At 51.9% G+C, this 13,381-nt stretch carries 13 protein-coding genes; 1 reads left to right on the top strand and 12 read right to left on the bottom strand.

The features are described 5' to 3' along the window. Positions 1 to 6: 6 nt before the first annotated feature. From C162_RS15510 to C162_RS15540, 7 genes are all read right to left on the bottom strand, one after another. Complete coding sequence (locus C162_RS15510) at positions 7 to 855, bottom strand: carbohydrate ABC transporter permease (RefSeq protein ID WP_156949637.1); 849 nt, start codon at positions 853 to 855, stop codon at positions 7 to 9. Next, the gene (locus C162_RS15515; protein ID WP_036695401.1) at positions 839 to 1,753 is read right to left on the bottom strand and encodes a carbohydrate ABC transporter permease; all 915 of its coding nucleotides are present in this window, start codon (positions 1,751 to 1,753) and stop codon (positions 839 to 841) included. Before C162_RS15515 ends, C162_RS15510 begins: the two co-directional genes overlap by 17 nt. A gap of 18 nt (positions 1,754 to 1,771) precedes the next feature. Then, the gene (locus C162_RS15520) at positions 1,772 to 2,464 is read right to left on the bottom strand and encodes a hypothetical protein (RefSeq protein WP_036695402.1); all 693 of its coding nucleotides are present in this window, start codon (positions 2,462 to 2,464) and stop codon (positions 1,772 to 1,774) included. 86 nt (positions 2,465 to 2,550) lie between these two features. After that, on the bottom strand, positions 2,551 to 3,840 hold the full coding sequence (locus C162_RS15525; protein WP_036695403.1) for an ABC transporter substrate-binding protein: 1,290 nt from the start codon (positions 3,838 to 3,840) through the stop codon (positions 2,551 to 2,553). A gap of 131 nt (positions 3,841 to 3,971) precedes the next feature. Next, entirely contained in the window at positions 3,972 to 4,739 is a 768-nt protein-coding gene (locus tag C162_RS15530; protein WP_036695404.1) for a response regulator transcription factor, read from the bottom strand. Next, the gene (locus C162_RS15535; protein WP_036695405.1) at positions 4,732 to 6,561 is read right to left on the bottom strand and encodes a cache domain-containing sensor histidine kinase; all 1,830 of its coding nucleotides are present in this window, start codon (positions 6,559 to 6,561) and stop codon (positions 4,732 to 4,734) included. The genes C162_RS15530 and C162_RS15535 overlap by 8 nt, the downstream gene beginning before the upstream one ends. Positions 6,562 to 6,775: 214 nt before the next feature. Then, complete coding sequence (locus C162_RS15540; RefSeq protein ID WP_036695406.1) at positions 6,776 to 7,738, bottom strand: helix-turn-helix transcriptional regulator; 963 nt, start codon at positions 7,736 to 7,738, stop codon at positions 6,776 to 6,778. 100 nt (positions 7,739 to 7,838) lie between these two features. On the opposite strand from C162_RS15540, the gene C162_RS15545 reads away from it, so the two are divergent. Next, positions 7,839 to 8,792 carry a Gfo/Idh/MocA family protein gene (locus C162_RS15545; protein ID WP_036695407.1) on the top strand — a complete coding sequence of 318 codons (954 nt, stop codon included), beginning with the start codon at positions 7,839 to 7,841 and terminating at the stop codon, positions 8,790 to 8,792. A 716-nt stretch (positions 8,793 to 9,508) separates the two neighbouring features. On the opposite strand, the gene C162_RS15550 is transcribed toward C162_RS15545, so the two are convergent. From C162_RS15550 to C162_RS15570, 5 genes are all read right to left on the bottom strand, one after another. Beyond that, positions 9,509 to 9,997 (bottom strand): flavodoxin domain-containing protein, encoded by a 489-nt coding sequence (locus C162_RS15550; RefSeq protein ID WP_036695408.1) that lies wholly within the window; start codon positions 9,995 to 9,997, stop codon positions 9,509 to 9,511. Between the two features lie 11 nt (positions 9,998 to 10,008). Next, positions 10,009 to 10,908, bottom strand: coding sequence for a hypothetical protein (locus tag C162_RS15555; RefSeq protein WP_051493549.1), 900 nt, complete (start codon positions 10,906 to 10,908; stop codon positions 10,009 to 10,011). Between the two features lie 10 nt (positions 10,909 to 10,918). Next, complete coding sequence (locus C162_RS15560) at positions 10,919 to 11,542, bottom strand: TetR/AcrR family transcriptional regulator (protein WP_051493550.1); 624 nt, start codon at positions 11,540 to 11,542, stop codon at positions 10,919 to 10,921. 184 nt (positions 11,543 to 11,726) lie between these two features. Then, complete coding sequence (locus C162_RS15565; protein ID WP_036695409.1) at positions 11,727 to 12,794, bottom strand: hypothetical protein; 1,068 nt, start codon at positions 12,792 to 12,794, stop codon at positions 11,727 to 11,729. Positions 12,795 to 12,827: 33 nt separating this feature from the next. Next, positions 12,828 to 13,337, bottom strand: a complete 510-nt coding sequence (locus C162_RS15570; RefSeq protein WP_036695410.1) for a GNAT family N-acetyltransferase — start codon at positions 13,335 to 13,337, stop codon at positions 12,828 to 12,830. Between the last annotated feature and the right edge of the window lie 44 nt (positions 13,338 to 13,381).

A 13,381-nucleotide genomic window follows, 5' to 3' on the forward strand; every position in this document is an offset into this window, starting at 1 on the left:
GGTATGCTATTCCTTCAGCCCCGTCATAGCTACGCCCTCGATGAACCGCTTCTGCGCCATGAAGAAAACGATCAGCAGCGGCACGGTTGCCATGACGGTGGCGCTCATCAGATAATGCCAGGAAGTGCCCACTTCATCTGTAAACAACGATAATCCCAGCGGCAAGGTCATCAGCTCACGCGTATTAATGAAAATAAGCGGGTCGAAGAATTCATTCCAGATGGACACGAACGTGAAAATCGTCAGTGTTGCCATCCCGGGACGGGCAATCGGCAGCATGATCATCCAGTAAATGCGGAACCGGCTGCAGCCGTCGATCATCGCCGCTTCCTCAAGCTCCGTGGGTACAGTGATGAAAAATTGGCGCATGACGAAGATCCCGAACACACCGCTTGCGCCGAAGATCGGCAACAGAATCAACGGCAGATGCGTGTCAATCCAGCCCAGGTCGCGCATGAACAGGAACATCGGGATCGCCGTCACTTCATGCGGGATCATCATGGCACTGAGCAGCACCAGAAATACGGCATTTCTTCCGGTGAAGGGAATCTTGGCAAACGCATAACCGGCCAGCGAAGCGAAAAACACTGTTCCCGCCACGACGACAAATGAGATATAGACGCTGTTAAAATAGAAGCGGTGAAACGGGATCAGCGTAAAGACATCCACATAATTCTGAAACTGAAATACCGGCGGAATCAGCTGCGGCGGGTAGGTGAAAATATCCTGCGGCCGTTTGAAGGAAGTAGACAGCATCCACAGAAACGGAATAAGCATAATCAGCGATACCGCCGTTAATGCAGCATACACTCCTGCTACAGACCACTTTTTGCCGGCGCTAGGCATCGCTCTCATTGAATACCCACCTCTTTCGCAGCTGCCACTGCAGCAGAGTCAAGATCAACACCACAAAGAACAACACAAATGCAAGCGCCGAAGCGTAGCCCATCTGGAACAGCTTGAACGCTTTTTCCCAGATGTAATAGACCAGTACCTTGGTGCTGTTACTCGGCCCGCCCTGGGTCATCACATAGATCTGGCCGAACACCTTCAGCGAGCCAATTACGGTCATCACCACGGTCAGAAATACGGTTGGCGTAATCATGGGAAGGGTCACGTTGAAAAAGGTTTTGGTCTTGCCTGCCCCGTCCAGCTCAGCCGCCTCGTAGAGCGAACGCGATACCTGCTGGATGGCAGCGATGAATAATACCATATTTAGGCCCACATTCTTCAGTACACTTGTCACAATAACGGCTGGCATCGCCAGTCTCTCGTCATACAGCCAAGCTGCCCCTTTAATGTTGAAGAGCATCAAGAGCTGATTGATCAGCCCGGAATCGGTGGCAAACATGTACTTCCAGACGATGGACCAGACGATCAGCGAAGTCATTACGGGAACGAAGATCGCGGTACGGAAGATGCCGATTCCCTTCAGGCTTCGGGATAACAGCAGCGCCAGCATCAGAGCCAGCACAATGTTAAACGGCACCAGACCCAGAGTGAAATAAGCCGTATTGCCGAAGACCTTCCAGAACAGCGGGTCCACCGCAATATCCTTGTAATTATCCAGACCGACGAACCGGTGCTCGCCAAGCAGCGGCCAGTCATTTAGACTCATATAGAGCGCTTTCCCCATTGGAAATAACAATAATAACGTGAAACCAAGCAGCATTGGCGATATAAAAAGCCATCCGGTCACCTGTGCCTCGCGGGCAAGCGGACCCTTGTTTCGTCTCTTGAGCTTTCTGTTCATGCCGGAATTCACCGCCCCCTAGCTCAATTTGTCTATGGCACCACGGAACGAGCTAACCGCACGCCGCAGCTCATCTTCTGTCTTGCCCGTCACCACTGCACCTAACATGATCGCTTTCACTCCCGCGCGCTGCAAGGACGGTACATCTCCTGTAACCAGCTTACGCTGGGAAGGCACCAGGACGGGAAGACCGGAATGGTCGGCCAAATACCGGTATTTCAGCAGATCTGCGAAGCTAAGACCCGCCCCGTATTCGCTGCCAGGTACAATCGAAGCTTCAAGCGCTGTGATCCCGAACTGCGCCCCTTCCCGGACCTGACTGAGATCATAGGTGTCATTAATGGCAAAGGTCCGGTCCAAGCTGTGATCCTCCAGCATAAAGGACGGCAGATGATGGGCATAGATCGAATAGAAATCGAACCCGAGCGGAGCAAGCCGCCTAATCTCTTCTTCCGACACACCCCCTAAGCTGCCTGAGGGCACTACCCCAAAGGGACCGTCAAAGGTAGAGCGGATCTCGCTAAAAATATCTTCATAGCCCTCAAGCGGACCGAAATGCGTACCGCTGGCCCGGTGGCCGACATTAAAATGAACCTTCAAAGCATCGGCGCCTTCCTCAAGCGCTGCCTTTGCCAGTCTTATATCATTGGCAGGAAGGCTGATGATCAAGGACAGGCCGCTTTGCTCCAATCTGCGCTTCAATTTACCCATTGTATTTCGCTCCCCATTTCGGGCGGTCCGTCAAGCCGGACGCTGCACTCTGTTGAACGCCGGTTGACGGACCCTTGCCCGGAGTCTTATTTCAAAATAGCCTCGACATCGCTCTGCATCTTCGCCATATTGTCCTTGGCGGACGCGGATTGGCCGAACAGGCGGTCAAAGCCTTGCAGCACAGCATTGTCGATATCCTGCCAGCGGATGTGGCCTGGAATGATGCGCGCCTTCGGCATTTCATCGATAACAGCTTGCACGATGTGCTCGGCTGGCGGGTTGTTCGGCTGATTCAGGAACGCATCGGAACTCAGCACCGATGTGCGCGGAGGTACGAAATAAGTGGAAGTCGCCTCAATGCCTGACTGGCTGGCGAACAGCTTGAGCAGTTTTTTGGCTTCCTCCGGATGCTTGCTGTCCTTGAACAGCGTATAGCCTGCTTGGCCCAGCATCGGAACACTGCCTGCGGAGCCGGACGGCATCGGTGCAATGCTCCATTCAAACCCTTTAATGTCACGCGCTTTCGAGACATAGCTGTAGTTGTCGAAGAACATTCCCAGATTCCCCGCATCGAAGCTGATCTGCTCGCCTGCTTTCGGGTGGGATTCGTCCTTATACATCATCCGCTCCAGCAGCTCCAGGGTCTCCACGCCGTACTGGTCGTTCCAGGTGAAAGCGGTCAGATCCTCATTGAACGGGCCGCTTCCATAAGACCAGGCGTACGAAGACAGAATGGCCCAGGTCTTCCAGTCACGGAAGAAGTTCGCGCCATATACCCGGCCCCCAGCGTCTTTGACAGCAATTGCTTTGGCGGATTCCTCGAAGGTCTTCCAGGTCCATTTCCCTTCGGAGGCCAGTGTATTCGGGTCGGTCAGGTTCGCCTTATCGAACAGCGTCTTGTTGTAGAACATGACCACCGGCGGTGTCGAGAACGGCAGGCCAAGCAATTGATCCCCGTCCCGGAACAAATCTAGCGTGCTCGGAATATAATCATCCAGGTTAAAGGAAGCATCGTCTTTGAAGGAGGAGACATCCGCCAGAATCCCGTTGGCCTTGAACTGCGGGATCATCCGCTCCGATACCCAGGCGATATCCGGAAGGGATTTCCCTGCGGCCAGCACGGATATTTTCTGCTGATAATCCGTGAATGGCACCGAATCCATGGTCACCTTAATGCCCGGATTATCTGCTTCAAATTGGCTGATCAGCTTGTTGTAAACATCCATATGCCCTTGATTGCCCCACATCAGAAACTTTAACTCCACATCTCCCTGTTTCCCGGGACTCTCAGCATTTCCGCTTGCTGTGGGCTTGGCACAACCTGCCGTTAAACCCAGCAGCATGGCTGAAAGAAGCACTGCTCCTGCTTTTTTCATGAATATCCCCCTTTGATATGTTAGTTTTAATGACTCTTTTAGTATAAAGGAGACGTATCCGGTGTAGAAATCATCCAAAATACAGGAATGGTTCGTTATATTTATGTTTTTACGTTAGATTAACTAACATTTCATTCTTGACTATTAAATTGATTGCGGTATTCTCCACCCGTCATCCCCGTCTGCTGCTTGAACACCAGCATGAAATGCTTCGGGCTTTGATGGCCGGATAGCCGGGCGACATCATAAATTTTGAGCTGGGTATGGCTGAGCAGCCATTTCGCACGTTCCATCCGGGAATCGGTTACATAGTCTGAATAATTGCAGCCCGCCTCCCCCTTGAACAGCTGGCTCAGATACGTAGCGTTCAGATTGACATGGGAAGCTACCGTCTGCAGCCGCAGATCACCGTCAATATGCAGTCTGACATATTCCTTAACATCCCGTATGATCTTGCGCGTATCTCCCCCGCTCTCCACCCGCAGCGGGCCTGGCGTATGTTCCAGGGAAGATATGCCATGACGCTTATCGAGCAGCAACCGTGCTTTTTCCATCACACTAACCAGTTCATGACGTTCTACCGGCTTTAACAGGTAATGAAGAACGCCGTATTCAATGGCTTTTTGGGCGTATTCGAATTCGCCGTATCCACTCACAATGATGACGAGCAGCCCGGGATACATCGACTTCACCTTTTCGGCCAGCGCCAGACCGTCCATTTCCTTCATACGGATATCGGTAATCATTACGTCCGGCAGCTCAGACTTTAAGTACAGCAGCGCTTCCCGTCCACCCGGCATTTCAGCCGTCACCTCAAAAAAGGGCGCCGACCGGCTAATCAGCTCACGCATCCCTTGTCTAATTACGATTTCGTCCTCTACGAGCAGCACTTTATACATCCTCTTCTCCCCCTGATTCCGGTATCGTTATTGTAATGGTCACGGCCAGCCCTTGCCCCGGACTTCCGTCAACCGTGAGACTCCCGCCTTCCCCGTACAGCAGCTTGATCCGCTGGCCGATATTGCGTAGCCCCAGACTCTCCTCCTCGCTGCGCCGGAGCGAATCCATGGAGGGATCTTGTTCGATCTCCCGGTTCAGCTCCGTGAGTGCCTCCTCCTCTAATCCGTTCCCGTCGTCGCGGACCGTAATTAATAGCTCGTTGTCAAAACGCAGCGCTGACACCCAGATCGTCCCTTCTTCGCGCCCCGCGATCCCGTGCTCAATGGCGTTCTCCACCAGCGGCTGAATCGTGAGCTTCGGTATGCGCAAATGCAGTACTTCTTCTTCAATCTCGTTATGCACCGTCAGCTTCCCGCCGAAACGAATCTGCTGGATACGCACATAGGAGTCTACGAACGCAATTTCCTCTCCCAGCGATACGAGCCGGCCGGCCTTGTCAATCGTATAGCGAAGCAGCTTGCCCAGTGCGGATACCATATCCGATACCTCATCATGCCTGCGCTGGACGGCCATCATATTGATCGATTCCAGCGTATTATAGATAAAATGCGGGTTGATCTGACTCTGCAGGGCGGACAGCTCTGCCTCCTTTTCCCGGAGGCGGGTCACAAGCACCTCATGAAACAGGCGGTTGATTTCGTCCATCATCTTGTTGAACCCGCGCCCTAGCTGCCCGAATTCATCTCCCCCAAGCGGACTGACCCGCTTGTTGAAATCTCCCCGCTCCACCCTGGACATATTACTCTTGAGCTCCACCAGCGGGAGGGTAATCCGGTACGATACCGCATAAGCGAGCAGCAGCACCGTCACCAGGCAAAAGAGGGCAAGCCATAACGTGAAAATCATCATCGCGCGTGATTCCTTCAGCATGACTCCAATGGGGGTCAGACCGATGATGGAAAGGCCCGAATACGGGGACTTATGGCTGATAAACAAATAATCTGTACCTCCCAGCCTCTCCCGCTCCCCGCCATGCAACTCTTTAATCCGCCCGGAGCCCATAAGCTGGCCGTAGGCCGACTGCCCGTTATCCGGCTTTTGCTCATACAGCAGCCGCTGATCTCCATCAATGATCATCAGATTCGTGGACTCTTCAATCTTCAGCTTCGCAAAAACAGAGCCAAAGGCCGATTGCTTAGCGTCAATAAGGATGTAACCCAGACGCCTTAGCGTCCTGGGTTCCTTGATAACCCTGGCTACCGAAATATAAGATGAAGGGTCGGTTCCGGCATAATAAGACGGACGATGCGGAGGAAGAATGATCCACTCGCCGTCCGACCGCGTAAGGGCGCTGAACCATTCGTCATGCCTGGCATCCCACGAGGTGTTGACCGCAAGCGGTTCTACATTGGAGAACAGGGTTCCGCTGTTGCTCAGCAGGTGAATGCCCCGGATTTCCGGTCGGTCATAGGCCTGTGCAGAGGTATATAGCTTCATTTTCTGATAATCATCAGACAGTGCCCATGTGCCTGAGCCCATAGGACCATCGTATTTAGCCAGAATAGATAACACCTGTTCATCATACAGTGGCATCAGCGACAACCGCTCCAGATCCTTCAGCAGCCTATCCAGATTGGCGTTGGCCTGTCCGGCCACATCCACTGTATATTGCTTTGTTTTCTCGTTCAAGGTGGAGGAGAAATGACGGTACGTCACCATCCCCTGTACACTTAACGGCAGCAGCGTCAGCATGGTGAACAAGAGCAGCAGTCTGGTGCGCATTTTACTTCTTCTCAACCGTAGGATCAGCCCTTGCAGCATCTCAAGTCCTCCTTTTGTTAAGTAAGCTGACATCTAAACCTCTGTACAGTTTATCGTATAATGTTCTGTAATTGAATTCTATCCTCTTATGTTTGGAAAAGGTACGGTTCAACAAAGTCAATAAACCCCAAACCTGCTGACAAGCAAGGTCTGGGGTTTATTATTGTCACTCTTGGATCGCCAGTTAGGTTAACATAATATTGATTATGTTTACCTAACTGTGATTATACATTTTATCCCACATTCGTACTTGATTGCTGACATACTCTCTCAGCTCCGGCGGTCCCACAATTTCAGCATGAACCAATAGCGGCAGCACCCTCGCACAGGCCGAGTTATGATCATACATATTCACCGTTACAAGCCTTGCTTCTCCATCAGATTCTGTATTCATGACATCCAGCCCCTGCAATATCTGCTCATTCTTAACGCGAGTACGGATGACCACCGGATAGAACTCCCGCGCTCTGCTGGTCTGAACGAAGGCTTGCTCTGCTTGACTCCAGTATGCCTGGAGAGAGAACTGCTCAGGGATGGCATAGGTCTCGTCCAACAAAGTAACGGCAGTGAACCGTTCGCATTTGAATGTCCGCAGATCCCCGGCGCGCTCGCAATAGGCGGCAAGATACCACTCCCCACGCTTCACGATGAGTCCATAGGGCTGAAGCTTCCGCAGTGAGTTCTCCCCATTCACCTTACGGTAATCTGCCGTAATCTTCCGCCCCCTCCACACTGCAGTGCGCAGAGTCTCAAGATACGGCACCGCTGTCTGACCGCTCCACCACGGCGTAGCATCGAACAGAAACCGGCGCTGCGCGGTACGGATATCATCCTGGTAGGGTGCCGGCAAGCTTGCTTCCAGCTTCAGAAGCGCACTCTTGAGCAGCAGACTGGTTTCTCCTGAACCGCCCGCCGGCATCCCCATCCCTGTCAAAAAGAGCTGTACTACCTCTTCCCCATGCAGCCTCCGCAGATTCACCGTATAGCCTTCCATGAGCGAAATCCCGCCGTCCGGCCCGGTGGCCGACACAAGTGGAAGGCCCGATTCCGCCAGGACATCAACATCCCTGTAGATCGAACGGACAGAGGTTTCCAGCGCTTCGGCCAGCTCCTTGGCCTTCATTTTCCCCCGGGATTCAAGCAGTAAAAGTATTCCAATCAGTCGGTGCAGCCGCATGCGTCTCCCCCAAGTCTCATATTCGTCATCTATTCTTGCCGCTCTGTTGTCAACAATAGGGCGTTAAGATGAATGTATCAAATGTAAGGAGCTGCTGCAAATGAATATTGGCATATTGGGAACTGGATTCGGGGCGTATCATGCCTCTCTGTTCAAGCAAATGGAGTTCGTGAACCGGATCGTGGTCTTCGGGAGAAATGAGGCCAAACTGTTGAAGCTGAAGGAAGAGCTGGGGGTAGAGATCACGATGAATGCTGAGGACATTTTGTCTGATCCCGCGATTGACGTAGTGGATATCTGTCTGCCGTCTTCACTACATAAGACCTATGCGTTAGAGGCGCTGAGACGGGGAAAACATGTTTTTTGCGAGACGCCGGTTGTTCTGGAGCCTAAAGAAGGACGGGAGCTGCTGGACGCCGAACAGCGGTATGGCCGCAGAATCCTCGTCAATCAATTCATCAAATTCGATTATGCCTATGAATACCTGGAGCAGGCGGTTCGTGAGGAGACCTACGGGAAGCTTCTGCATCTGAGTATGCGCCGGGAGACCGCTCCGCTCTGGGGGGATCTGGGCCTCTCGGCCATCGCTGCCAATCTGATGATTCATGAGCTGGATTTCATCGCCTGGCTGATGGATTCACCTGTACCTTCTGCGGTCTGGGGTACCTCCGGTGACAAGGATGGACAGGCGCTGGTCCTGGCCTCCTTCCTGCAGCCTGAGTGGAGTGCACAGCTCACTGTTTCTTCGCAGATGCCGGGGAGTTATCCTTTTACTATCGGGTATGAAGCCTATTTCGAGCAGGCGAAGCTGGAGTTCCGTGAGTGCAGTGATGCGAATGGGGTGATCCAGGCGAGCCTTGCCGCGTATACTTCCGAGGGGCAAGCGGCCATCCCGCTGATTCCGAGTGATACCTATGCCAAAAGCTTGCGCCACGCCCTCCTGAGCCTCCGGGACAGAACAAATTCTACGCTGTCGCTGCGACATGCGCTGAAGTCTCTGAACATGGCCTTCCAAATGACAGATCAGCTTACAGCGGGTATAGTAGCTTTGTGATTCTGCCGGCCAGAAACTGGCCAATGCAGGCTTCACGTATCGGGCCGCCCGGTACTAAGCGAAGTTTGGGGAACGGAAGTAGTTGGATTTTCTACATTTGCTGATGAACGAATCATCCCTTTTGAGATAACAATTGGAAAAATGGCACTTCTTCGGGCGCATTCCCGGCAAATACGCAACATCGCCTTCAGTAGATGCTGTTTTTCCAATTGCTTCAGGAGATCCACCTTGATACAGGTGAAAAAAGATACATTTTTCCACGTGTTTCCTTCAACTAGCTCCGCTCCGCAGCCCTGTACTGGCTGATCAACGACAAGTCCAGATGCGTAACCCGCCCGTATGGGTTGACAGCGATGATCTGTTTTGGCAGGGGTTCAGCTCTCTTTTTCCTTTAGTTAGTTACTAAGGTTAGATGTAGGTTTGGGTTTAGGCGTAGTAATGAAGGGGAGCTTGTATTTTTGCTTTTACTATTATGAATTTTTCATATGATGAAATATAGTAATTAAGGTGTGCAGCGTTGGTGTGTTTCTTTTTGAGAGTTTTCTTTTTGATACGCTATAGTTATTGGCTATAAGTTAACATAATCTGTGTTATGTTTCTCAATGTCCTACTATCACTCTTGTCACCTAATTCACCCTTCAATTTAACACATTTCCGCTTCAAAATACTGCTGCTCCACCTCATTACATCGCCGCTAACCTTCGTTCTCCTCCACCCTACCCGCCTGCCGCCATCGTATGCGCGAAGCGTTCCAGCTTATCCATGGACAGCCCGCCTCCTGTCTTGTGCTCCTTGCCTTTTACCATACGTATAACCCACTTATCCAGCGCAGATATCCGGTCCGGGTAGATCTCATCGCCCATGATCTCTCTGGCAAGCGCCTTGTTGTAGATGATCCCGGGATATGCCTGCTTAAGCTCCTGCTCCCCCTTCTCCCCTGTCATTCCTGCACAGATGTACAATCCCAGCCGTTTGGTTAAAAGCTCTTGCTTGTGCTGGGCTGTAAATGCAGCCATCTCCTTACGGATTCTTCCATAGTAGATCGAGCCGCCTAAAATTACTGTGTCGTAGCCAGTCAGATCGGGCAACTTGCCAGATCTCAGATTCACCACCTCAGCCCCGTCCAGCCTGGCTTGCAGCAGTAAAGCGGCTTTTTCAGTACATCCGTATTTGCTTGCATACACGATCAAGATCCGATTGCTCATGAAGTCCGCCTCTATTCTATAGGTAATGGGATTGCAGGTGGTGCGGGTTCCTGCGCGTTGCGAAGTACAAGAATGAGACACCAGATGACTGCCAGATTGAAGATTGGAAACAGGATCAACTCTACCATGGAGACATGAACTCCTGCCCTCAGCATCCCAATCATCATGGAGGAGATAGAGGTTAGCAGGGTTGCCGCTTTTACCAGGACAACAGGAGCCAGAAGGTAACCGTAAGACTGCCTACGGACGAGCAATACCCCTGTTAGCACCATGACCGGAAGCAATACAGCTAAATCCAGTGCCTGAATCACCAGCGTGGTATAATGCTCCAGCCCCTCAGGTGAGGTACCCTGCCGCCAGCCGCCGGCAATCCGTCCCAGCCAAAGCATGATAATCAGGAAAGCAATCAGCAGCAGGATGAAGCCAATGCTTACCGCCGGAAGCTTGGGCTTCATCACTACCCCGTCCCGTTCCAACGAGCGAAAGACCATAATAAATGCAAATAAGCTTGCCGAGAAGAGCATGACGTAGACCAAAAACAGATCATTATACATGGCCAGAAAACAGTATGAAGCATAGGTATAGGTGAAGTATCCGAGCGCTCCGGCCAGCAGCAGCCGCCCCCGGATCGTTCCTCTGAGACTCATGAGCAGAGATACGAACAGCAGAGGAATTCCCACCGCTAGCGTAATGCCATCTTGGGCGATCGCCTGGGCTGCTGCGGACAAAGAATCTTCCTTGTAGATGCCGCTTCCGTACAATTCAATCTGTTCTCCCCGGATGGAGGTGAAGATGGGATGGCTCCCCTCATTCTCAGATTCTTCACCTGAAAATAGCCCGATTCCTGACGCAACAATCCCAAGCACTATCACCATCCACGTTAAAAAGGTAATGGTTCGTCTATGTCTCATCTTAGTCCTCCTATCCTTGTGCAATACGCACCATGGCTTCTATGTGCCGGTTAATCAGAGCCTCCTTCTGCACCTCAGGCAGATTCCCCTCTACCATCAGCCTCATTATCAGTCCAAAAGCTGCGCTCCAGATGATTTGGGCGGTGAGTTCAAGCTCCCTCTGCTTACAGGAGGCCATCCCGCTGAATTGACGGAGCGTATCACAGAGCATGGCGATCCCGCTGCTTTCCAGGGCTGCTCCCTGATGCAAAACCCCGGTGTGGCTAAGCACGGACGGCGAATCATTCAGCATCATACTCCGGTACTGTGAGCCTTCTGCGGTTGTGACCTTAATGAACTGTCTCAGCGAGCGTCTTAAGCACTCTTCTGGAGAGTTTTCATCTGGTGAAGCTTCCGATCCGGCAATCAGTCCGCCCATTAGCTCCCGGTAGCCCCGCTGAAGAAGCTGTTCCACAATGTCTTCTTTTCCCTGAAAATAGTGATAAATAATGCCTGCCGAATACTCCATCCGTTCAGCGATTTTGCGGATCGACAGCTGCCTGATCCCCTTCTCTGCCAGCAGCTCGCCAGCCGTAGTGAGAATCAGATTACGCATCGCTTCGCGCTCCTGCTCTTGTCTCTCTGCTTTGCTCATGATCGTTAGACTCCTTCTGTTAAGGTGCTGCTGGTTCGCTTGATTGAACACTGTAATGTTTTTGAACACCGTTCAACATAGATTATAGACGTCAGGACCTGGGAAGGTTGTGATTATTTATACAGCAAAAAAGCCTGAAACCCCATAGGTGTCTCAAGCTTTCGAGCTTCGGCAGGCGCTCTGCCTAATCAATATTAGCGATCTTCCACTCCCCCTGCTTATTCGGCAGCAATGAAATCTCGTAAGTGCTCTCAGTAATATAGCCCTCAGAGGTCATCTGAGTAAACTCAACATAGAAGCCTGCCCGCTTAGTTCCCTCGATAGGAATTCCGACTAGGGTCAGTTTATTGAAGCGGTAGACATTCTTATTGTCCAGTAAGAAGGACTGTAAGTTGTCTTTAAGCAGCGGTGAATACATCGTGGCAGCGAACTTTTCTTTGTCCTTAGCTGCCCAGGCTGCAATACAGTCCAGTGTCTCCTGGAGCGCTTGCTTATTGCCCGGACTGGAGCCTACATCAGGGACCTTGAAGAACACTCCCGGCTTAATCGGCGGTTGCTTCTCCATGTATTCCATACCACTCAGCATAGATGTGAAGAGGGGAAGCAGCTTATCCCGTTGCTCGTCCTGAATATGGATCTCGGCCTGGAAAGAATCCTTGTGGGCTGTGAAAATAAATGCCTCAACCCTCCGGTCCCCCTCCACCCTGCTTCCTTCATATTCCTTGAACTTCAGCAGTCCCCGGTCTGTGCCCGGTTCATGCTTCCCGCCAGTTACATCCTTCGCTGAGCTTAGCTTAATTAACGTAATATAATTATGCTTGTCCGCTGTTCCCCACGCCGTTCTGCCATCCTGTTCAAAACGGATCATCGTCTCCGGCAAAAACACCCCGAGCGGTAAGGTCTGGTCTGCGGAGTAATCTGCTTGGACATTGACGCCATCCAGCTCGTACCCACTGCCGCTTCCTGAATACTCCGGTACTTCTTCGGGAATCAGCGACACGGATTTAGCAGCAGGCGCGGCTGTTGCAGACGGAGTCGGAACCGCGGATGCAGGAGCAGCTATTGTAGCCGTAACGGCTGAGGGTGTTGCTGACGGCTGATCCGTATGCTCAACAACCGAAGATCCCTGATCCGCAGTATTACTGCAGCCTGTACTGATTGCTATTGCAGCCGCTATACAGCCCGCTCCCCATAAGCTCATTCGCTTGGACAATTTAATCACCTCAGTTACCAGACGCCGGATACGATCCAAAGTTGCGCTAAATCCTTCCAGGAATAGGCGAATTTATTTCTTAACTCTATTAGTATTTAATGTGCTGAAATATTGGCTGGGATTGCCTTGGCGGGAGTTGAACCGCTCCTGGAAATCACCGCCGGTATAAGCTCCGATGACCCGGTGCCAGAAATCCCGCGCAGGGATGTTGGCACGAATCTGCGACACCTTCCAGCTGCCCGGGAACATGTCGAACAGCCGGTGTGCCGCCCAGGTTCCTACACCACTGCGACGGTAGCGCTGCATCACAAAAAACTCCGTCATATAGAACTCGCCCTCCGGGTCGCGCAGCAGACGGTCGATCAGGGCAAAGCCTGCGACATTGCCGTCTACGGTGAACAGGTAGACGAATTTATTTTTACCGCTGCTCCAGTAAGCCTCAAGTCCCGGATAGGACGGGAACAATCCTTCACGGTCCACCTGCAGCTCCAGGTAGCGGGTAAAGTCATACAAATAGAACTGCATCAATCTGCTTATCATCTGCTTCTGCTCTTTAGGAACCAGCTCGATTCCAAGTTCCATTAAGGTTCACCTCTGCCGTTTTCGTTTACTACCCATCATATAAC

The sequence above is a fragment of the Paenibacillus sp. FSL R7-269 genome (assembly GCF_000517865.1).
In the GTDB taxonomy this organism is placed as follows: Bacteria; Bacillota; Bacilli; order Paenibacillales; family Paenibacillaceae; genus Paenibacillus_AQ.

What these genes read in the sequence shown, in the direction of transcription:
- C162_RS15525 (WP_036695403.1), bottom strand. Translation starts at nt 3,840, where the DNA reads ATGAAAAAAGCAGGAGCAGTGCTTCTTTCAGCCATGCTGCTGGGTTTA.
- C162_RS15570 (WP_036695410.1), bottom strand. Translation starts at nt 13,337, where the DNA reads ATGGAACTTGGAATCGAGCTGGTTCCTAAAGAGCAGAAGCAGATGATA.
- C162_RS15555 (WP_051493549.1), bottom strand. Translation starts at nt 10,908, where the DNA reads ATGAGACATAGACGAACCATTACCTTTTTAACGTGGATGGTGATAGTG.
- C162_RS15540 (WP_036695406.1), bottom strand. Translation starts at nt 7,738, where the DNA reads ATGCGGCTGCACCGACTGATTGGAATACTTTTACTGCTTGAATCCCGG.
- C162_RS15515 (WP_036695401.1), bottom strand. Translation starts at nt 1,753, where the DNA reads ATGAACAGAAAGCTCAAGAGACGAAACAAGGGTCCGCTTGCCCGCGAG.
- C162_RS15560 (WP_051493550.1), bottom strand. Translation starts at nt 11,542, where the DNA reads ATGAGCAAAGCAGAGAGACAAGAGCAGGAGCGCGAAGCGATGCGTAAT.
- C162_RS15550 (WP_036695408.1), bottom strand. Translation starts at nt 9,997, where the DNA reads ATGAGCAATCGGATCTTGATCGTGTATGCAAGCAAATACGGATGTACT.
- C162_RS15510 (WP_156949637.1), bottom strand. Translation starts at nt 855, where the DNA reads ATGAGAGCGATGCCTAGCGCCGGCAAAAAGTGGTCTGTAGCAGGAGTG.
- C162_RS15545 (WP_036695407.1), top strand. Translation starts at nt 7,839, where the DNA reads ATGAATATTGGCATATTGGGAACTGGATTCGGGGCGTATCATGCCTCT.
- C162_RS15535 (WP_036695405.1), bottom strand. Translation starts at nt 6,561, where the DNA reads ATGCTGCAAGGGCTGATCCTACGGTTGAGAAGAAGTAAAATGCGCACC.
- C162_RS15520 (WP_036695402.1), bottom strand. Translation starts at nt 2,464, where the DNA reads ATGGGTAAATTGAAGCGCAGATTGGAGCAAAGCGGCCTGTCCTTGATC.
- C162_RS15530 (WP_036695404.1), bottom strand. Translation starts at nt 4,739, where the DNA reads ATGTATAAAGTGCTGCTCGTAGAGGACGAAATCGTAATTAGACAAGGG.